Here is an 18,120-nt window from a genome sequence, read left to right on the forward strand (position 1 = left end):
AACCTACAACCTGAAGTCAGCCCCTTTCGGTGCCCTCGTTGGCGTCACGCACGAAGTAGCGCTGGAACGTTACGAAGATGATGGCGACCGGGATGGTGGCCAGCAGCGCCGCGCCCAGCTTGAGCGGGTACTGCGTGCCCGATCCGAGCGACCCGCTGACCAGGTCGGCCAGCCCTCGCGGCAGGGTGAACAGCGACGGGTCCTGCACCGAGATGAGTGAGTGGGTGAACTCGTTCCACGACCCCTGGAACGACAGGATCGTGAGCGTGATCAGCGCCGGCTTGGCGGTCGGCAGCACCACCGACCAGAACGTCCGGAACACCCCGGCGCCGTCGATGCGGGCCGCCTCCTCGACGCTGACCGGCACCGACTCGAAGAACTGCTTCATGATGAAGATCCCGGTGGCGTCGACCAGCAGCGGCACGATCAGCGCCGTGTAGCTGTTGTAGATCCCCAGCTGGTTGAGGACCAGGAACTTGGGGATGAACAGCACCACCGGCGGCACCGCCATCAGCGAGATGAGCCCCGCGAACAGCAGCGGCCGGCCGGGGAAGCGCAACCGGGCCAGCGCGTACCCGGCCATCGAGGCGAACAGCACCCGCCCGAGTGTCACGACCACGGTGACCAGCACCGAGTTGCCGATCCAGGTGGTGAACGCGGTGCCACTGAAGATGCGGTCGAACGCGGCGGTGGTGAACGGGTGCGGCACCGGCGAGAGCGGGTTGGCCGACGCGTCCGCCTCGGTTTTGAACGAGTTCGCGATCTGGATCACGAACGGGTACAGGAACACGATCGCGAAGAAGATCAGGATCGAGTAGCCGAGGAAGCGTGAGGCCAGGGTACGAGTGGTCATCGGCGCTCCCGCATGGCCCACCGCTGGAACAGGGTGAGCACGACGATCAGGACGAAGAGCACGAACGAGATCGCCGCCCCCGAGCCGTAGTCGAAGTCGCGGAACGCCGTGCGGTACGAGAGGAACGCGGGCGTCAGCGTGGTCTTGGCCGGGTTGCCCTGGCTCATCACATAGATCTGGTCGAAGACCTGCCAGGTGGCGATCAGTCCGAGCGTGAGCACCAGGAACAGCGTGGGCCGCAGCTGCGGAAGCGTGATGAAGCGGAACCGCTGCCAGCGCGAAGCACCGTCGATCATCCCGGCCTCGTCGAGCTGGACCGGCAGGTTCTGCAGGGCGGCCAGGAACATCAGCATGAACGTGCCGGACGTCGTCCACACCACCAGCGTGATGATCGCGCACATCGCGACGCTCGGGCCGGAGGTCCAGTCCCACCAGCTCAGGCCGAGGACGCCGTGATCGACGAGCGCGGACGGCGGCGCGTTCTCGTTCGTCAGCCCCACCCAGTCGAGCACCAGGTGGAACACCCCGCGCGGGTCGGAGAACCACAGCGGTCCGCTGATCCCGAAGGCGCCGAGCACCGCGTTGATCGCACCGGTGTTCGCGAACATGAACAGGAACACCACGCTGATCGCGACCGAGCTGGTCACCGAGGGGAAGTAGAACGCCGTACGGAAGAAGCCCTTGCTCTTGAGGAACCGGTTGTTGACCACGAGTGCCAGGCCGAGGGCGAGAGCCGTCTGGATCGGCACCACGAAGAGCACGTAGTAGCCGTTGTTGCGCACGCTGGTCATGAAGTCCTGGCGGGCCAGGCCGTCCTCGGCGAACAGCTTGGTGTAGTTGTCGATCCCCGCGAACGGCACGCTCGAGGTGAACGGGCTGCCCTGCCCGTTCCAGCGGGTGAGGCTCACCCAGAGGGCCATGAAGATCGGCAGCAACATGAAGACGCCGAGGACGGCCACGGCGGGGGCGACGAAGAGCCACCCCGCGCCGCGCTCGTTGCCGCGGATGCCGCTCGCCATGCTCAACCGCCGAGGGCCGTCTTGGCGTTCTTGTCGAAGCGCTGCAGTATCGCCTTCGGATTGCCGTTCTGCAGGCCTTGCAGCTGGGAGTCGAGGTCGGCGAGGACGCTGTCCATCTTGGGCGCGTTCACCGGTCCCTGTGCGTACTGCGAGCCGGCCACGAACGGCGCGTCGTCCGGGTTCTGCTGCTGGTAGTTCGCCTGCGCGTCCTGCCGCGAGGGCATCACGCCGAACGCCTTGGTGAACGCGTTCTGCTGGTCGGCCGTCGTCATCGCCTTCACGAAGTCCATCGCCTGCTGCTTGTGCGTGCTCTTGGCGGCGATGCCCCAGCACTGGGTGAACGACAGCGTGCCCTTGCCGGCCGGACCGGCCGGCAGCTCCTTCACCGTGTACTTGACGTTCGGGAAGTCGGTCTTGAGCGCGCCCCGGATCCAGTTGCCCTCGATGGTCATGGCGGCCTTGCCCTTGCCGAACGCCTCGCCGGCCCAGCCCGCGTCGAGCGCCTTCGGGTACTTGGCCAGGCCGTTCTTGAGCAGCGACTGCACGTAGGTCAGGGCCTGCTCGTTCTGCGGCGTGTCGGCGGTGGGCTGCTTGCCGTCCTTGCTGACCCACCAGCCGCCCGCCTGCACCAGGAAGGCGCCGATCCGGTCGCGGGTGTCGCCGATCGCCAGCGGCGTGGCGCCGGTCCCCTTGAGCTTCTGCGCGACGGCGGTCAGCTGGTCCCAGGTCGTCGGGTAGTCGGCGTCGGTCAGACCGGCCTTCGACCACAGGTCGGTGTTGATCGCCAGGGCCAGGGTCGAGACGTCCTTGGGCACGCAGTACAGCTTCCCGTCCCAGGTGAACGACTGGTTGAGCGCGGGCAGGAAATCACCGCCCATGTCCTGCGCGTACGGCTCGAGCGCGCCGACGCTCGCGTAGTCGGCGAAGCGGGCCGCGTCGACGTAGAAGACGTCCGGCGGGGTGCTTCCGGCCAGCGCCTGCCCGAGCTGCTGCACGATGTCCTGGGCCGGGGTGACCGTCGCGGTGTTGCCGCTGGACTTGGCCCACGCGGCCGCCGCGTCCTGCACGGCCTTGGTCTCGGCGTCGCCGGAGGACGCGATCATGATCTGGATGCTGGCGGGTCCGCTGCTCTGCTGGGTCTTGGTGTCGTCGTCGAAGCCGCTGCCACAGGCGCTGGTGGCGAGAAGTAGTCCGCCGGCGACCGCGGCGAGGAGTCTCCTGGTCATCCGTTTCTCCAAGGGGGGATTCAGGCCGTCCGGCGCACCACCAGGGACGGCGGGAGCAACAGCTGGGTCGGATGGTTGGGTGCACGGCCGTCGAGGAGCTCGGCCAGCATGTCCATGCAGCGGCCGGCGGCCTCGGCCAGCGGCTGGCTGACGCTGGTGAGTCCGATGGCCTGGGCGACCGCCGTGTCGTCGAAGCCGACGACCGCGCGGCCGGGAAGAGCGCGCATCGCGCCGAGCGCGAGGGAATCGCTGGCGCAGACGACGGCAGTGATGTCTTTCGGAAGGAGCGCGGCGGCGGCCGCGCCGGTGTCGACGCCGTCGTCCGCCGCCACGGCGAGGCCCTCGAGATCCGGACCAGCCATCGTCGATGCCCAGCCCAGACGCCGGGCGTCGCCGACACCCGACCCCGCCGGCCAGCCGAGAAAGCCGATCCGCGTGTGCCCGGTCTCGATCAGCCGCCGAGTGGCCGCCGCGGTGCCGGCCGCGTTGTCGACGTCGACCCACGAGTGGGTTTCGGGTGCGCCCCATGGCCGGCCGAAGGTCACGAACGGCACACCGCGCTCGGCCAGCCAGGAGGTGCGGGGGTCGCCGTGGTGGGTGCTGGTCAGCACGAAGCCGTCCAGGTCGTACGCGGTGAGCAGCTCGTCGTAGGTGGCGATCTCGGCGGCATCGCCGGCCGCCGTGTAGAGCATCACCCGGTAGCCGGCCACCGCCGCGGCGTCGGTGAGGCCGTGCAGGAAGCGGTCGAGCACCGAGCCGTTGATGCCGTCGCGGGCCGGCTCGATGCGCACGGCGAGGAGCTTGGAGCGGCCGGTGCGCATCTGGCGGGCGGCCTGGTTGACGCGATAACCGAGGGACGTGATGGCCTCGCGCACCCGATCGCGGGTTTCGGGCCGGACGACCTCGGGCGCGTTGATCACGTTCGACACGGTCTGGCGGGAGACCCCCGCTCTCTCGGCGACCGTAGCGATCGTGACCTTTTCCACCTAATTTTCCTTTTCGTAGGACTTGAACGATCTAATTCGTGTGCGGCACGATTGGATCGTTCAAGTTGCCGGAATGTTTCAGACATTGCACCGCTTCGGACGACCTGTCAAGGAGTACGCGTGAGGTCTCTTCAGCCGCTGCTGCACGACCTGGTCCCCACGATCGCGGCGCCCACCACGGCGCTGTCCGGCCCGGACGGGCAGATCCGGCCGGCCGGTGTGCAGGGCGTCTTCCACGCCGACCGCCGCGTGCTGTCGGCGGCCGTGCTGCGTCTCGACGACCGCTCACCCGACCCGATCGGGTGGGCGCCGGCCGGCCCGGGCGCGACCCGCTTCGTCTCGGTCGCCCGCTGGCTGGGTGACGAGATCGCCGACCCGACCGTCCGCATCGTCCGCACCCGGCGCATCAAGCCCGGCGTTATCGAGGAAGAGATCGAGATCGTCTCGTCGGCGACCGTGCCGGTCACCACCAGGGTCACGGTCGAGACCGCGAGCGACTTCGCCCCGATCGAGGCGGTGAAGGCCGGTCGCGCCGTTGCGTCCTCACCCGGGCGCGTCATGGTGCGGGTCGACCCGTACCGCACCTGGGAGGTCACGCTCGCGCCCGGTCAGTCCACGGTCCTGCGCTGGTCGGCCACGGTCGACGACCCCGACGCGGTGATGCTGCCCGGACGGCGCGGCGCGTTCTCGCGGCCCGGCGTCCGGGCCCGCGACCGGCGGGTCGAACGGCTGGTCGCCCAGTCCCTCGACGACCTGGCCGCGCTGCGCCTGACCACCGCGATCGACGACGGCGACACGTTCCTCGGCGCCGGCGTGCCGTGGTACCTCACGCTCTTCGGCCGCGACAGCCTGTGGGCGGCCCGCATGATGCTGCCGCTCGGCACCGACCTGGCGCTCGGCACGCTGGGGGCGCTGGCCCGCCGCCAGGGCGAGAAGATCGACCCCGAGACCGGCGAGGCCCCCGGCAAGATCATGCACGAGCTACGGCGCACGGATGTCTCGCAGACGCTGCCGGCCACCTACTACGGCACGATCGACGCCACGCTGCTGTGGATCAGCCTGATGCACGACGCCTGGCGCTGGGGCGGCGTGGTGGAAGGTCTGCTGCCGCACCTCGAGGCCGCGCTGGCCTGGCTCGGCGACCACGCCGACCCCGATGGCGACGGCTTCCTCGAGTACCTCGACGACACCGGCCGCGGCCTTGCCAACCAGGGCTGGAAGGACTCGGGCGACGCGATCCGCTTCCACGACGGCCGCCTGGCCGCGCCGCCGATCGCGCTGGCCGAGGTGCAGGGGTACGCGTACCGCGCGGCCCTCGACGGCGCCGCCCTGCTGGACGCCTTCGGCCGCCCCGGTGGCGACCACTGGCGCTCCTGGGCCGCCGCCATGGGCGACCGCTTCCGGGCCGCCTTCTGGGTCGACGAGGGCCGCTACCCCGCCCTCGCCCTCGACGGCGACAAGCGCCCGGTCGACTCGCTGACCAGCAACGCCGGCCACCTGCTCGGCACCGGCCTGCTGACCGCCGCGGAGGAGGCCCGGGTGGCCGCGGCGCTGGCCGACCCGGCGATGTCCGGCGCCTACGGCCTGCGCACGATGTCCGCCGCCGACCGCGGGTTCGCCCCGCTGTCGTACCACTGCGGCTCGGTCTGGGCCCACGACACCGCGATCGTCGCCGCCGGCCTGGCCCGGGGCGGCTTCGCCGCCGAGGCCCTCACCCTGTTCGACGGCCTGCTCGCCGCGGCCGAGACCTTCGACTTCCGCCTGCCCGAGCTGTACGGCGGCGACGCGCGTACCGAGCTGTCCCGCCCGGTCGCCTACCCCGCCGCCTGCCACCCGCAGGCCTGGTCGTCGGCCGCCGCGATCCTGATGCTGCAGGCGTGGCTGGGCCTCGAGCCCGACGTCCCGAACGGCGTGGTCCGCCTCAACCCGCTACCGGGCGCGCCCACGGTGACCGGCCTCCAGATCGCCGGTCACGCCGTGTCGTTCGACGGCGCGACCCTGACCGGCCTCCCGCCGGGCTTGTCAGTCGAGCAGTGAGTCGAGGCCGATCGTCAGGCCCGGGCGGCTCAGCACGTTGCGGACCGCGAGCAGCACGCCCGGCATGAACGACACCCGGTCGAGGGAGTCGTGCCGGATCGTCAGCGTCTCGCCGGCGCTGCCGAACAGCACCTCCTGGTGGGCCACCAGGCCGGAGGCGCGCACCGAGTGCACCCGCACGCCCTCGACCGTGGCGCCGCGGGCGCCGTCGAGCTCTTCCTTGGTGGCGTCGGGCATCGGCGGGCTGCCGGCCGCGGCGCGGGCCTCGGCGATCAGCTTGGCCGTGTGCATCGACGTGCCGCTGGGGGCGTCGAGCTTGCGCGGGTGATGCTGCTCGATGATCTCGACCGACTCGAAGTACTTCGCCGCGATGGCCGAGAAGCGCATCATCAGCAGCGCCCCGATGCCGAAGTTGGGCGCGATCAGCACCCCGATCCCGGGCTTGCCCGACAGCCAGCCGCGCACCTGGTCGATCCGCTCGTCGGTGAAGCCGGTCGTGCCGACCACGATGCTGATGCCCTGATCGATCGCCCAGCGCACGTTGTCCATCACCGCGCCGGGGTGGGTGAAGTCGACAAGCACCTGCGCGCCGGCGTCGGCCGCGCTGAACAGCACGTCGTCCTGGTCGATCATCGCGACCAGCTCGAGATCGTCGGCGGCGTCCACCGCCTTGCACACCTCGAGGCCCATGCGGCCGCGGGCACCGAGCACACCAACGCGAATCGAGTCAGTCACCCCGAGAATTTAACGCACGGCGCCCGGCCCACCAGCGCTCCCCCACACCCACCAGCACGAAGGTGAGCCCGACGTAGACCCAGCCCACCAGCACGTCCGCCACATAATGCTCACCCGTGTAGACCAGCGTGAACGTCATGGCCAGCGGATACGCCAGCAACAGCGGCCACCATCGCCTTTTCACCATCGGCAGGAAAAAGGCAACAGCCATCAGCGCGTACGCCGTATGCAGTGACGGCATGGCGGCGACCGGATTCGACTGATCGGCCTGCAGCGCGTTGAGCGTGTTGCCGGCGCTGTGCAGCCCGATCGCCTCGAAGCCGTTGGACGAGATGCGCTGCACCGGCTCGCTGAGCGCGCCGTTCTCCCAGGCCCACCACGGCGGCGCCGCCGGGTAGAGGAAGTACGTGACCAGCCCGGCCAGGCTGAGCGTGATCCAGCGACGCATGAACCGGTACGACTGACCCCGGTTGCGCACCCACAGCACCACCGCCACGGTCGGCACCGTGAGGAAGTGCGACACGTAGACGAGCGTGACCGCCACTTCCCACCACTGGACGTGGCCGGGCTCGTACAGATGCTGCTGCAGCCAGATCGTGGGGATGCGCCCGCCGGTGAACCAGCCGAACATCCCCTCGTCCGCGTCGATCATGAAGTGGACGTGCGGGGCGAAGAACTTGTCGGCCGAGCCCCGGGAGACGTTGTAGAAGACCAGCAGCAGCACGACCGGCAGCCAGTCGCGCAGGAACAGCAGGTGCTCCCGCCAGGGCCGGTAGTTGCGCCAGGCGATGGTGGCCAGCCAGAGCCACCCGAACGCGACGAGCGGGTCGCTGGTGGGCACCCCGACGAACGCCACGAACAGGATGAAGACCACCGCCCAGACGACCATCCCGGCGATGCGGCGCTTGCGCACATCGGGAACCACGGGTGTCTCGGGCGGTGTCTCCAGCGTTGTCACGGGGTCCAAGGTTAACCGGAGGGTTCTCTAGGAGAACGCGGCCTCGTCGAACGGACCGACCACGGCCAGCGACATCGGTTGCGCGAGCAGCTCGGCCGCGATCGCGTCGATGTCGTCCGCGGTGACCGCGTCGACCCGCCCGAGCAACTCGTCCACGCTCATCAGGTCGCCGTGGAGCAGCTCGGACTTGGCGAGCCGGCTCATCCGCGAGCCCGAGTCCTCGAGCCCCAGCACGTACGAGCCCTTGACCATCCCCTTGCCGCGGGCGATCTCCTCGGCCGTGAGGCCCTTGGACGCCACCCGGGCGAGCTCGGTGCGGGTCAGGTCGAGGACCTCCTCGACCTTGCCGGGCGCGCAGCCGGCGTAGACGCCGAACAGGCCGGCGTCGGCGTACTGGCTCGCGTACGAGTAGACCGAGTAGGCCAGGCCCCGCTTCTCGCGGATCTCCTGGAAGAGGCGGCTCGACATGCCGCCGCCGAGCACGTTGTTGAGCACGCCCAGGGCGAACCGGCGCTCGTCGTGGCGGCCGATGCCGACCCCGCCCAGCACCACGTGTGCCTGCTCGGTGTCCCGGTTGCGCACCACGGTGTGCGGCTTCTGGTGCCGGACCCGCTTGCTTCCGGCGCGGGGGCCGGCCGGGCCGGCGTCCGGCGAGTCCAGCGCGGTGCCGGCGAGGGCCTTGCGCACCAGCCGTACGACGGTGGCGTGCTCGAGGCTGCCCGCGGCCGCGATCACGATGTGCGGCGCCGTGTAGCGGCGCCGGTAGAAGCCGTTGATCTGGGTGCGGGTCATCGGGGTGATCGATTCCTCGGTCCCCGAGATGAGCCGGCCCAGCGGGTGGTCGCCGAAGATCGCCTCGGTGAAGACGTCGTGCACCTCGTCGCTCGGCTCGTCCTCGTGCATGGCGATCTCTTCGAGGATGACGCCGCGCTCGATCTCCACGTCGGCCGGCTCGAGGACCGAGTCGGACACCGCGTCGCAGAGCACGTCGACCGCCAGCGGCAGGTCGATGTCGAGCACCCGCGCGTAGTAGCAGGTGTATTCCTTCGTGGTGAAGGCGTTGGTCTCGCCGCCGACCGCCTCGATCTCGGCCGAGATCTGCAGCGCCGTGCGCTTGTGCGTGCCCTTGAAGAGCAGGTGCTCGAGGAAGTGCGACGCGCCGGACATGGCCGGCGTCTCGTCGCGCGAGCCGATCCCGACCCAGACGCCGAGCGACGCGCTGCGCGAGCCCGGGATCGCCTCGGTGATGATGCGCAGGCCACTCGGCAGGGTCGTGCGCCGCACACCGTCCTGCAGCGTCTTGGTGCTGGCTCTTCCCTGCTCAGTGCCGCGGGCCGGCCTTACGGCCGGCCCGCGGGAGGAACTCGTTGTCACCTGTGATTACTCGCTGCGGGGCGCACGGTCGCTGCGCTCGCCGCCGGAACGCTGACGGCGCCGCCGGGGCTCGCCGCCCTCGCCACGGTCGCCGCGCGGGCCACGGTCCTCACGAGGGGGCCGCGAGGACTGACCCTCGGCCGCGGCCGGGGCCTCCTCGCCCTCGGGGCGGACCTTGTCCAGGTAGATCTTGCCGCGGGCGTCGATGTCCGCGATGGACACCTCGACCTTGTCGCCGACGTTGAGGAAGTCCTCGACCTTCTCGACCCGCTTGCCGTCGCCCACCTTGGAGATGTGCAGCAGGCCGTCGCGGCCGGGCAGCAGCGAGACGAACGCGCCGAACGCGGCCGTCTTCACCACGGTGCCGAGGAACTTGTCGCCGATCTTCGGCAGCGTCGGGTTGGCGATCGCGTTGATCCGCTCGACCGCGGCCTCGGCCGACGGGCCGTTGGTCGCGCCGACGTAGATCGTGCCGTCGTCCTCGATCGAGATGTCGGCGCCGGTCTCGTCCTGGATCGCGTTGATCGTCTGGCCCTTGGGGCCGATCACCATGCCGATCTTGTCGACCGGGATCTTGACCGAGGTGACGCGCGGGGCGTACTCGGACATCTCGGCCGGGGCGTTGATCGCCTGCTCCATGACCCCGAGGATCGTGGCGCGGGCCTCGTGGGCCTGCTGCAGGGCGGACGCCAGCACGTCGGACGGGATCCCGTCGAGCTTGGTGTCGAGCTGCAGCGCGGTGACGAACTCGCTGGTGCCGGCGACCTTGAAGTCCATGTCGCCGAACGCGTCCTCGGCGCCGAGGATGTCGGTGAGCGCGACGTACTGCGTCTTGCCGTCGACCTCGTCGGAGATGAGGCCCATCGCGATGCCGGCGACCGGCGCCTTCAGCGGCACACCCGCCGACAGCAGGGACAGCGTCGAGGCGCAGACCGAGCCCATCGAGGTGGAGCCGTTCGAGCTGAGGGCCTCGGAGACCTGGCGGATCGCGTACGGGAACTCCTCGCGCGACGGCAGCACGGGCACCAGGGCCCGCTCGGCCAGCGCGCCGTGGCCGATCTCGCGGCGCTTCGGCGAGCCGACCCGGCCGGTCTCACCGGTCGAGTACGGCGGGAAGTTGTAGTTGTGCATGTAGCGCTTGGACTTCTCGGGGGCGAGGGTGTCCAGCGTCTGCTCCAGCCGCAGCATGTTCAGCGTGCTGACGCCCAGGATCTGGGTCTCGCCACGCTCGAACAGGGCCGAGCCGTGCACCCGCGGCAGGACGCCGACCTGAGCGGTCAGCGGCCGGATGTCGCGCGGGCCGCGGCCGTCGATGCGGATCTGCTCGCGCAGCACGCGGGCGCGCACCTCGGACTTGGTCAGCGACCGGAAGGCGGCGCTGATCTCCTTCTCGCGACCCTCGAACCGCTCGTCGAACAGGTCGTGCGCCTTCGCCTTGATCAGGTCGAGGGCTTCCTCGCGCTCCTGCTTGGCGGCGATCTTCAGCGCCTCGGCGGTCTCCTCGCGGACGGCCTCCGCGACGGCGCCGAAGACGTCGTCCTGGTAGTCGAGGAAGACCGGGTAGTCGGCGACCGGCTTGGCGGCGATCTCGGCCAGCTCGCTCTGCGCGCGGCACAGCTCGCGGATGGCCGGCTTGGCGGCCTCCAGGCCGCTGGCCACGACCTCCTCGGTGGGCGCCGTGGCGCCGGCCGAGATCAGCTTGATCGCGTGCGGGGTGGCCTCGGCCTCCACCATCATGATCGCGACGTCGCCGTCCGGCAGGACCCGACCGGCCACGACCATGTCGAAGGTGGCCCGCTCGAGCTCCTCCAGGGTCGGGAACGCGACCCACTGGCCCTCGACGTGCGCGACGCGCGTCGAACCGACCGGGCCGCTGAACGGCAGGCCGGAGAGCTTCGTCGACATCGAGGCGCCGTTCATGGCGACCACGTCGTACGGGTGGGCCGGGTCGAGCGCCAGGATCGTCTCGACGACCTGGACCTCGTTGCGCAGGCCCTTGGTGAACGACGGGCGCAGCGGCCGGTCGATCAGGCGGCAGGTGAGGATCGCGTCCTCGCTCGGGCGGCCCTCGCGGCGGAAGAACGAGCCGGGGATGCGGCCCGCGGCGTACATGCGCTCCTCGACGTCCACCGTGAGCGGGAAGAAGTCGAAGTGCTCCTTGGGCGCCTTGCTGGCGGTCGTCGCCGAGAGGACGACGGTGTCGCCCAGCCGGACGATGACCGAGCCGGCGGCCTGCTTGGCCAGGCGGCCGGTGGAGAAGGTCACCTCGCGGGTGCCGAAGGCACCGTTGTCGATGATGGCGGTACGCGACTCGGTACCAAGAGCGTTCTGCTCTGTCATGGTGTTGCGGAACTCCTTCGTCGAGGACCCGGCGGTCTGCTACGCGGTGTTCAGGCTGCCGGTCTTCGATCGAAGTGCCCAGGAGGTCTGCCTGGGAACCACTACCGAGGACCGGTGTCTGTTGGCCTGCAACCGCGCGGGTCCGTGGGTTTACCTGCGGTTCTGAAAACCGCGGGGGAGCGGCCAGGCGGCCACTCCCCCGTCAGGTCATCGGCGCAGGCCGAGCCGCTCGATGAGCGTCCGGTAGCGGGCGATGTCCTTCTTCTGCACGTAGTTGAGCAGGCGCCGGCGGCGGCCGACCAGCAGCAGCAGACCACGACGGCTGTGGTGGTCGTGCTTGTGCACCTTGAGGTGCTCGGTGAGGTCGGCGATCCGCTTGGTCAGCATCGCGACCTGGACCTCGGGGGATCCGGTGTCGCCGTCCTGCGCCTTGTACTCGTCGATGATCTTGTTTTTGGTCTCTTGATCGAGCGCCATGTTCTCCGAAATTCTGTGTTGCCGAATCAACGGCATTCCCACACCCGCGGCGTCGGGCAGGCAGGTGGGAGCCGGTCGTTGGGTAGCCAACGTCTCACCAACCCTACCAGGGGGTCACTGGAGCAACGCGCGGGTCTCCTCCACGTCCTCCCGGATCTGCGCGACCAGCGGCTCGATGCCCTCGTACACGCGCTGTTCCCGCAGATGGGCGACGAAGTCGAGGCTCACCCGCTCGCCGTAGAGATCGCCCGCGAAGTCGAGCACGTAGGCCTCGACCCGGCGCTCACGGCCCGAGAAGGTGGGATTGGTGCCGATCGACACGCTGGCCGGGAGCCGCCCCGCGTGCTCGCCACCGCGGATCATCCAGGCCGCGTAGACGCCGTCGGCCGGCACCGCCGCGTAGCGGTGCGCCATCAGATTGGCCGTGGGGAAGCCGATCTCGCGCCCGCGCTGGTCGCCGCGCACCACGACGCCACCCAGGCGGTGCGGCCGGCCGAGTGCCGCGGCCGCGGCGCGCACGTCACCGGCATCGACACAGCTGCGGATGTACGTCGAGGAGAACACCACCCCGTCGGCCGAGACCAGCGGCGCGTCCTCGACGGTGAAGCCGAACGAGCGTCCGAGCCGTTCCAGCAGCGCGACGTCGCCGGCCGCCTTGTGCCCGAAGCGGAAGTTGTCGCCGACCACCACGACCGCCGAGTGCAACGCCTCGACCAGCACGTCGTGCACGAAGGCCTCGGCCGGCAGGCGGGAGAAGTCGGGCGTGAACGGCACCACGCAGAGCGCGTCGACGCCCAGTTGCTCGATCAGCTCGGCCTTGCGCACCGCCTCGGTGAGCACCGCCGGGTGTGAGCCCGGACGGACCACCTCGGCCGGGTGCGGGTCGAAGGTCATCACCACCGACTGGAGGCCGAGGTCGCGGGCCCGCTTCACGGCGTGCCCGATGATCGCCTGATGGCCGCGGTGCACGCCGTCGAAGACGCCGATCGTGACCACCGACCGGCCCCACCCGCCGGGCACCGACTCGTAGCCCCGCCACCGCTGCATGCCTGCCGCCCTCCTCGGTTCTCGCGCACAGCGTATCGGCTCACCCGCGCGACCTTGGTCTGGCCTCACGCCCGAAACGCTACGATTGAGGCCGATATGCCCATCAAGTGGAGCCCTCTCGTCCTGCTCGCGGCGGAGTTCACCTTCGCGGTGCTGTTCCTGCGCGCGCTCGGCGGCTACCTGCGCCGGCGGGACACCCTCCAGGGCACCGTCACACTCGTCTTCCTGCCCTGCACGGTGGTCTTCTGCGCCGACATCGCCCGGCGGGTCGGCGGCGGCCTGCCGATGTGGGTGAGCCTCGTCTCCACCACGGCGCTGCTCGCCCAGCCCTACCTCACGTTGCGGATGGCCGCCCAGCTCCGGCGTGTGCCGCGCTGGCTCGACCGGCTGGTGCTGTGCGCGTACGTGGCCCTGGCCGTCCCGATCATCAGGGAGCCGCGCCCGCTCGACACCCGCGCCCTGGTCGCGATCGTGGTCGGCTTCAGCCTCAGCGAGGCCGTCCCCGCCGCCCTGCTCTACGGCAAGGCCCGCACCCGCGCCGGCGCGAACCGCGCCCGCCTGATGACCGCCGCCGCGGCCACTCTCGCCTTCGCCATAATGATCGTCTTCATCGGCCTCAACGGCCTGTGGCGCGGTCATCCCACCCTGCTCACGATCAGCAGGGTGCTGGCCCTGGCCAGCGGCCTCGGCTACCTGGTCGCCTTCCTCCCGCCGCGCTGGCTGCGCCGGGTCTTCTCGGCCAGCGCCGCCCACCAGGTCACCGAGCGCCTGCTCCGCGCACCCGCCCAGTCGTCGGCCGAGGTGTGGCAGCTCTACGCCGAGCAGATGCGGGAGCAGACCGGCGCCGAGGCCGTCGCGGTCTTCATGCCCCGCCCCGACGGCCAGCTCGCACAGGCCGCGTTCGCCGGCCCGCACATGCCGAGCCACCCCGAGCTGGACGCCGAGGAGCTCACCACCCTGATCCCCGCCGGCCGCCAGGCACGCCTGCGCGAGGGCGCGTCCGCTCTGGTGGCTCACTACGGCGACGACCTGGGCAACGACTTCGTCACCGTGCTGAGCATGCCCGTGCCGCCCGATGTCGAAGGCGCGGTGCTGCTCTTCAACCGCCACCGCACCCTGTTCAGCGACGACGACCTGCGCCTGCTCGCGGCGCTGGGCGGCCAGGCAGGCATCCTCGCCGAGCGCCAGGCCGTCGCCGAGACCTTGAGTGCCTCGGTGGACGCGCTGACCCGCGCCAACCAGGCCAAGAGCGCCTTCCTCGCGAACATGAGCCACGAGTTGCGCACCCCCCTCAACGCGATCATCGGGTTCAGCGACCTGATGCGCGTGGAGGAACCCGAGGGCGACCGCCGCCGCGTGCCCGCCGAGTGGGTGGACCACATCCACACCAGCGGCCGCCACCTGCTCGGCCTGATCAACGACATCCTCGACCTGGCCAAGGTCGAGGCCGGCCACCTGGAGCTGCGCCCCGCCCCGTTACGCCTGGACACCGCCGTGACCGAGTTGCTGACCGGCCTAGCTCCCCTCTTCAAGACCCAGCACATCGAGGTGCGCACCGACCTGCCGCCGATCACCGCCCTCGCCGACCGGGTCCGCTTCCGCCAGATCGTCGAGAACCTGCTCTCCAACGCCATCAAGTTCACCGAGCCCGGCGGCCACGTCACGGTCGCGGCCCATCAGGCCGGCGATGACGCGTACGTCACGGTGGCCGACACCGGCGTGGGGATAGCGCCCGAAGACCAGGAGCGAGTCTTCGAGGAGTTCCAGCAGGCCGGCGACCCCGACCGCCGGCGAGCCGGAACGGGCCTGGGCCTGGCCTTGACAAGACGCCTGGTGGAAGCCCACGGCGGCGAGATCACCCTGGTCTCCGCCCTGGGCCGGGGAAGCGCCTTCACGGTACGGCTGCCGCTGGCGCCGCACGACGACCTCCCGGCCGCGCCCCACCCCGCGGCCCGCCCCCAGCACCCCGCACCCACGACCGGCTGAAGGAGTCGACAATGAGCACCATCCTGCTGGTCGAGGACGAGGAACTGAACCGCACCCTGGTCAAGGCCGTCCTGTCCCGCTCCGCCGACCCCGTGGTCCGCGACGCCGAGGTGGTGGACGCCACCAGCCTGGCCGCCGCCCGAGCCCGCCTCACGGCCGACCACATAGACCTGATCCTCCTGGACATGAACCTCCCCGACGGCAACGGCCTGACCCTGGCCCGCGAGCTCTCCGAGTCGGACACTCCCAAGCCCACGGTCATAGCCGTCACCGCGAGCGTCCTCCCCCAGGACAGAGCCGCCGCCATCGAGGCAGGCTGCGACGACTTCCTGGACAAGCCCTACGCCGCCGCCGACCTGGTAGCCACGGTCGCCCGCCACCTGACCAACTAGCCCCCGCCGGCCCAGCCGGGCCGGGGCTCAGGGGCCGGCTCAGGCAGGGCTCAGGCCGGGGCTCGGGCCGAGGCTCAGGCCGGGGCGAGGACGATCTCGGCTCGGGCGCGCCCCTCACGCTCCGAGACGATGGCCAGCAGGTCGCCGGTAGGACCGAAGACCGCGTACGGCCCACCGATGCCGACCGGCGCGAGCGGCCCGCCGTGGCTGAGCACGCGCGCCTCCTCGACGGTGGCCGTGCGCTGCGGGAACGTCTGCCGCGCCGCCTCCGCCATGGACAGCCCGACCACGTCCGGCGCCCGTTGCTCAAGCATCTCGAGCGTGACCGCCTCGGCGAGCGTCATCCGCCCCACCGCCGTGCGCCGCAGCGCGGTGAGATGACCACCCACCCCGAGCGCCGCCCCGAGGTCGCGTGCGATCGCCCGGATATAGGTCCCCGACGAGCAGTTCACGTCAATGTCCACGTCAATGACGTCAACCGGCCCGGCCCACGGGGCCTCCGCATCGGCGTCGCGGCCGGTTCGGGCGCTGGGCGGCGCTGCGATGGCGCGCCGGATGGCCAGCACGTCCAAGCGCGAGATCGTCACCCGCCGCGGCGGCAGATCGACGGTCTCGCCCTCGCGCACGCGCTTGTAGGCCCGCTTTCCATCCACCTTGATCGCGCTCACGGCGCTCGGCACCTGGTCGATCTCGCCGCGCTGAGCGGCCAGGCCCGCGTGAATCGCCTCGTCCGAGACGCCGGCTACGGACGCGACCGCCGTGACCTCACCCTCGGCGTCGTCGGTGACCGTCGACTGCCCGAGGCGGATCGTGGCCGTGTAGCTCTTCGATGACCCGATCACGTACGTCAGGAGCCGGGTCGCCCGGTTGACCCCGATGATCAGCACCCCGGTGGCCATCGGGTCGAGCGTGCCGCCGTGGCCCACCCGGCGGGTCTTCGCCAACCGGCGGATCCGCGCCACCACGTCGTGCGAGGTCATCCCCGCCGGCTTGTCCACCACGATCAGACCATCCGCGCTCACCCGCCCACCTTAGGGTTTCCACTCTCACCACTCCCTCGACGGGTCGCCGCCCATGGACAAAGCCTGGTGCCTCCCCCAAGGGGGAGAGTCAAGCGGTGCGGGTCACGCCCAGGCGGAGAGTCGAGCGGTGCGGGTCGCGCCCAGGCGGAGAGTCAGGCGGTGCGGGTCGCGCCCAGCACCGCCCAGCGGCCCGAGCGCCAGCGCCACACCGTCGTCACGAAGCGGATCAGGATGAAGAGCCCCAGGCCGGCCCACACGCCGCCCAGGCCGAGATCCAGGCCGTAGGCCAGCCAGATCGCCGGCAGGAAGCCCAGCAGCGCCGACGCCAACGTCAGATTGCGCAGGTATCGCACGTCGCCGGCGCCGATCAGCACGCCGTCGAGCGCATAGACCACCCCGGCGAACGGCATCAGCCCGACGAACCACGGCCACACCACCGCGGCCTGCTCGTGCACCGACGGGTCGGGCGTGAACCAGCCGGGCACCACCCGGGATCCGGCCGCCGCGAGCACCGCGAAGGCAACGCCCGCGATGCCGCCGGCGATGGTCACCCGACGGGCAACGTCCCGGGCTGCCTGCCCGTCGCCGCCGCCCAGTGCGGCGCCGACCAGCGACTGCGCCGCGATCGCCACCGCGTCGAGGGCGAGCGCGCTGAAGAACCACAGCTGCAACGCGATCTGGTGGGCGCCGACCGCCGCGACCCCGAAACGCGCCGCCACCGCCGTGGCCGAGAGGAAGCAGGCCTGAAAGGCGGCCCCGCGGATCAGCAGATCGCGGCCGAGCTTCACCTGCTCGAGGATGATCCGCGGCCGCGGGCGCAGGGCGCGGGTCTCCCTGATCAGCGCGGCCAGGAAGCAGCCGCCGGAGACGGTCTGGGCGACGACGTTCGCGACCGCCGAGCCGGTGAGCCCCCACCCGGCGGGATAGACGAGCAGCGGGCAGAGAATCGCGGAGAGCACGTTCGCGCCCAGCACGAAGAACAACGGGCGCCGGGTATCCTGCACGCCGCGCATCCAGCCGTTCCCGGCCGCCGCGAGGAGGAGGCCGGGCACGCCGAGCGCCGCGATCCGCAGCCATCCGGCCGCGGCGTCCGCCGTGACGGGATCACCCGCGAGGGCCGAGGCGAGCGGTCCGGCGCCGACTTGGGCGAGAAGCGCCAGGAGCACCCCGGCGGCGAGCGCGAGCCACGACGTCTGGACGCCTTCGACAACGGCGGCGGCACGGTCCCCGGCGCCGAAGCGGCGGGCCGCCCGGCCGGTGGTCCCGTAGGCCATGAGCGTGCCCAACCAGACGGCCACCGACATGACCGTGCCGCTGACGGCGACGGCGGCGAGGGGAACCCGGCCGAGATGACCGACCACGGCGGTGTCGACGAGCACATACAGCGGCTCGGCGGCGAGCACCACGAGCGCCGGTAAGGCGAGCCGGGCGATGCCTCGCGCGGTGACCGGCGCCGCTGAAGCGCCGGCGTTGCCAACAGCCGCAACGTCAGCCGTCACGGAGGCGGCCGCAACGTCAGCCGTCACGGAGGCGGCCGCAACGTCGCCAGTGGTGGCGGCGGCCGAGATGTCGGCCGCGGTGGAAGCGGGCGTCGCGGAGGCGGCCGTAGAAGGCGACGGCCGGGCAGGCGGGCTCATGAGTAGTCATGATGCCCGCCCAGTCGTAAGG

Annotated in this window: 15 protein-coding genes; 3 read left to right on the top strand and 12 right to left on the bottom strand. The window is 70.9% G+C overall.

Annotated features, from left to right (window positions below; all coding sequences use genetic code 11):
- Positions 1–16: 16 nt before the first annotated feature.
- From ACIA5D_RS01385 to ACIA5D_RS01400, 4 genes are read right to left on the bottom strand one after another with little or no spacing between them, the layout of a single operon-like run.
- Positions 17–853 (bottom strand): carbohydrate ABC transporter permease, encoded by an 837-nt coding sequence (locus ACIA5D_RS01385; protein WP_396027838.1) that lies wholly within the window; start codon positions 851–853, stop codon positions 17–19.
- A complete protein-coding gene (locus tag ACIA5D_RS01390; protein WP_396027839.1) occupies positions 850–1,872 on the bottom strand; it encodes a carbohydrate ABC transporter permease in 1,023 nt (340 codons plus the stop codon). The genes ACIA5D_RS01385 and ACIA5D_RS01390 overlap by 4 nt, the downstream gene beginning before the upstream one ends.
- 2 nt (positions 1,873–1,874) lie before the next feature.
- Entirely contained in the window at positions 1,875–3,098 is a 1,224-nt protein-coding gene (locus ACIA5D_RS01395; RefSeq protein ID WP_396027840.1) for an extracellular solute-binding protein, read from the bottom strand.
- Positions 3,099–3,118: 20 nt separating this feature from the next.
- A complete protein-coding gene (locus ACIA5D_RS01400) occupies positions 3,119–4,084 on the bottom strand; it encodes a LacI family DNA-binding transcriptional regulator (RefSeq protein ID WP_396027841.1) in 966 nt (321 codons plus the stop codon).
- Positions 4,085–4,204: 120 nt separating this feature from the next.
- Between ACIA5D_RS01400 and ACIA5D_RS01405 the strand changes: the two genes are divergently transcribed.
- Positions 4,205–6,121: a glycogen debranching N-terminal domain-containing protein gene (locus ACIA5D_RS01405; protein ID WP_396027842.1), complete on the top strand. Its 1,917-nt coding sequence runs from the start codon at positions 4,205–4,207 to the stop codon at positions 6,119–6,121.
- On the opposite strand, the gene dapB is transcribed toward ACIA5D_RS01405, so the two are convergent.
- The 6 genes from dapB to ACIA5D_RS01435 form a co-directional block, all read right to left on the bottom strand.
- Complete coding sequence (gene dapB / locus ACIA5D_RS01410) at positions 6,107–6,856, bottom strand: 4-hydroxy-tetrahydrodipicolinate reductase (protein WP_396027843.1); 750 nt, start codon at positions 6,854–6,856, stop codon at positions 6,107–6,109. The two genes, ACIA5D_RS01405 and dapB, sit on opposite strands and share 15 nt — an antisense overlap.
- Positions 6,849–7,745, bottom strand: coding sequence for a phosphatase PAP2 family protein (locus ACIA5D_RS01415; protein WP_396028562.1), 897 nt, complete (start codon positions 7,743–7,745; stop codon positions 6,849–6,851). Before ACIA5D_RS01415 ends, dapB begins: the two co-directional genes overlap by 8 nt.
- Before the next feature lie 96 nt (positions 7,746–7,841).
- The gene (locus ACIA5D_RS01420; protein ID WP_396027844.1) at positions 7,842–9,188 is read right to left on the bottom strand and encodes a M16 family metallopeptidase; all 1,347 of its coding nucleotides are present in this window, start codon (positions 9,186–9,188) and stop codon (positions 7,842–7,844) included.
- A gap of 6 nt (positions 9,189–9,194) precedes the next feature.
- A complete protein-coding gene (locus ACIA5D_RS01425; RefSeq protein WP_396027845.1) occupies positions 9,195–11,528 on the bottom strand; it encodes a polyribonucleotide nucleotidyltransferase in 2,334 nt (777 codons plus the stop codon).
- Between the two features lie 207 nt (positions 11,529–11,735).
- Positions 11,736–12,005: a 30S ribosomal protein S15 gene (gene rpsO, locus ACIA5D_RS01430; protein ID WP_203724260.1), complete on the bottom strand. Its 270-nt coding sequence runs from the start codon at positions 12,003–12,005 to the stop codon at positions 11,736–11,738.
- A 114-nt stretch (positions 12,006–12,119) separates the two neighbouring features.
- A complete protein-coding gene (locus ACIA5D_RS01435; RefSeq protein WP_396027846.1) occupies positions 12,120–13,052 on the bottom strand; it encodes a bifunctional riboflavin kinase/FAD synthetase in 933 nt (310 codons plus the stop codon).
- A gap of 96 nt (positions 13,053–13,148) precedes the next feature.
- Here ACIA5D_RS01435 and ACIA5D_RS01440 point away from each other — a divergent pair, with 96 nt between their 5' ends.
- Both ACIA5D_RS01440 and ACIA5D_RS01445 read left to right on the top strand, forming a co-directional pair.
- Positions 13,149–15,038 (top strand): sensor histidine kinase, encoded by a 1,890-nt coding sequence (locus ACIA5D_RS01440; RefSeq protein WP_396027847.1) that lies wholly within the window; start codon positions 13,149–13,151, stop codon positions 15,036–15,038.
- A gap of 11 nt (positions 15,039–15,049) precedes the next feature.
- On the top strand, positions 15,050–15,430 hold the full coding sequence (locus tag ACIA5D_RS01445; RefSeq protein ID WP_396027848.1) for a response regulator: 381 nt from the start codon (positions 15,050–15,052) through the stop codon (positions 15,428–15,430).
- Between the two features lie 74 nt (positions 15,431–15,504).
- Here the strand turns inward: ACIA5D_RS01445 and truB are convergent, their stop codons facing one another.
- The gene (truB, locus tag ACIA5D_RS01450) at positions 15,505–16,410 is read right to left on the bottom strand and encodes a tRNA pseudouridine(55) synthase TruB (protein ID WP_396028563.1); all 906 of its coding nucleotides are present in this window, start codon (positions 16,408–16,410) and stop codon (positions 15,505–15,507) included.
- Positions 16,411–16,604: 194 nt separating this feature from the next.
- Entirely contained in the window at positions 16,605–18,089 is a 1,485-nt protein-coding gene (locus ACIA5D_RS01455) for an MATE family efflux transporter (RefSeq protein WP_396027849.1), read from the bottom strand.
- Positions 18,090–18,120: the final 31 nt, after the last annotated feature.

Origin of the sequence: Actinoplanes sp. NPDC051513 (genome assembly GCF_044454685.1) — a bacterium.
Lineage (GTDB): Bacteria > Actinomycetota > Actinomycetes > Mycobacteriales > Micromonosporaceae > Actinoplanes.

Excerpts from the sequence above, each read along its gene's own strand:
- ACIA5D_RS01385 (WP_396027838.1), bottom strand. The coding sequence starts at position 853 with ATGACCACTCGTACCCTGGCCTCACGCTTCCTCGGCTACTCGATCCTG.
- truB (WP_396028563.1), bottom strand. The coding sequence starts at position 16,410 with ATGACCTCGCACGACGTGGTGGCGCGGATCCGCCGGTTGGCGAAGACC.
- ACIA5D_RS01445 (WP_396027848.1), top strand. The coding sequence starts at position 15,050 with ATGAGCACCATCCTGCTGGTCGAGGACGAGGAACTGAACCGCACCCTG.
- rpsO (WP_203724260.1), bottom strand. The coding sequence starts at position 12,005 with ATGGCGCTCGATCAAGAGACCAAAAACAAGATCATCGACGAGTACAAG.
- ACIA5D_RS01415 (WP_396028562.1), bottom strand. The coding sequence starts at position 7,745 with ATGGTCGTCTGGGCGGTGGTCTTCATCCTGTTCGTGGCGTTCGTCGGG.
- ACIA5D_RS01395 (WP_396027840.1), bottom strand. The coding sequence starts at position 3,098 with ATGACCAGGAGACTCCTCGCCGCGGTCGCCGGCGGACTACTTCTCGCC.
- ACIA5D_RS01435 (WP_396027846.1), bottom strand. The coding sequence starts at position 13,052 with ATGCAGCGGTGGCGGGGCTACGAGTCGGTGCCCGGCGGGTGGGGCCGG.
- ACIA5D_RS01455 (WP_396027849.1), bottom strand. The coding sequence starts at position 18,089 with ATGAGCCCGCCTGCCCGGCCGTCGCCTTCTACGGCCGCCTCCGCGACG.
- ACIA5D_RS01425 (WP_396027845.1), bottom strand. The coding sequence starts at position 11,528 with ATGACAGAGCAGAACGCTCTTGGTACCGAGTCGCGTACCGCCATCATC.
- ACIA5D_RS01390 (WP_396027839.1), bottom strand. The coding sequence starts at position 1,872 with ATGGCGAGCGGCATCCGCGGCAACGAGCGCGGCGCGGGGTGGCTCTTC.
- ACIA5D_RS01440 (WP_396027847.1), top strand. The coding sequence starts at position 13,149 with ATGCCCATCAAGTGGAGCCCTCTCGTCCTGCTCGCGGCGGAGTTCACC.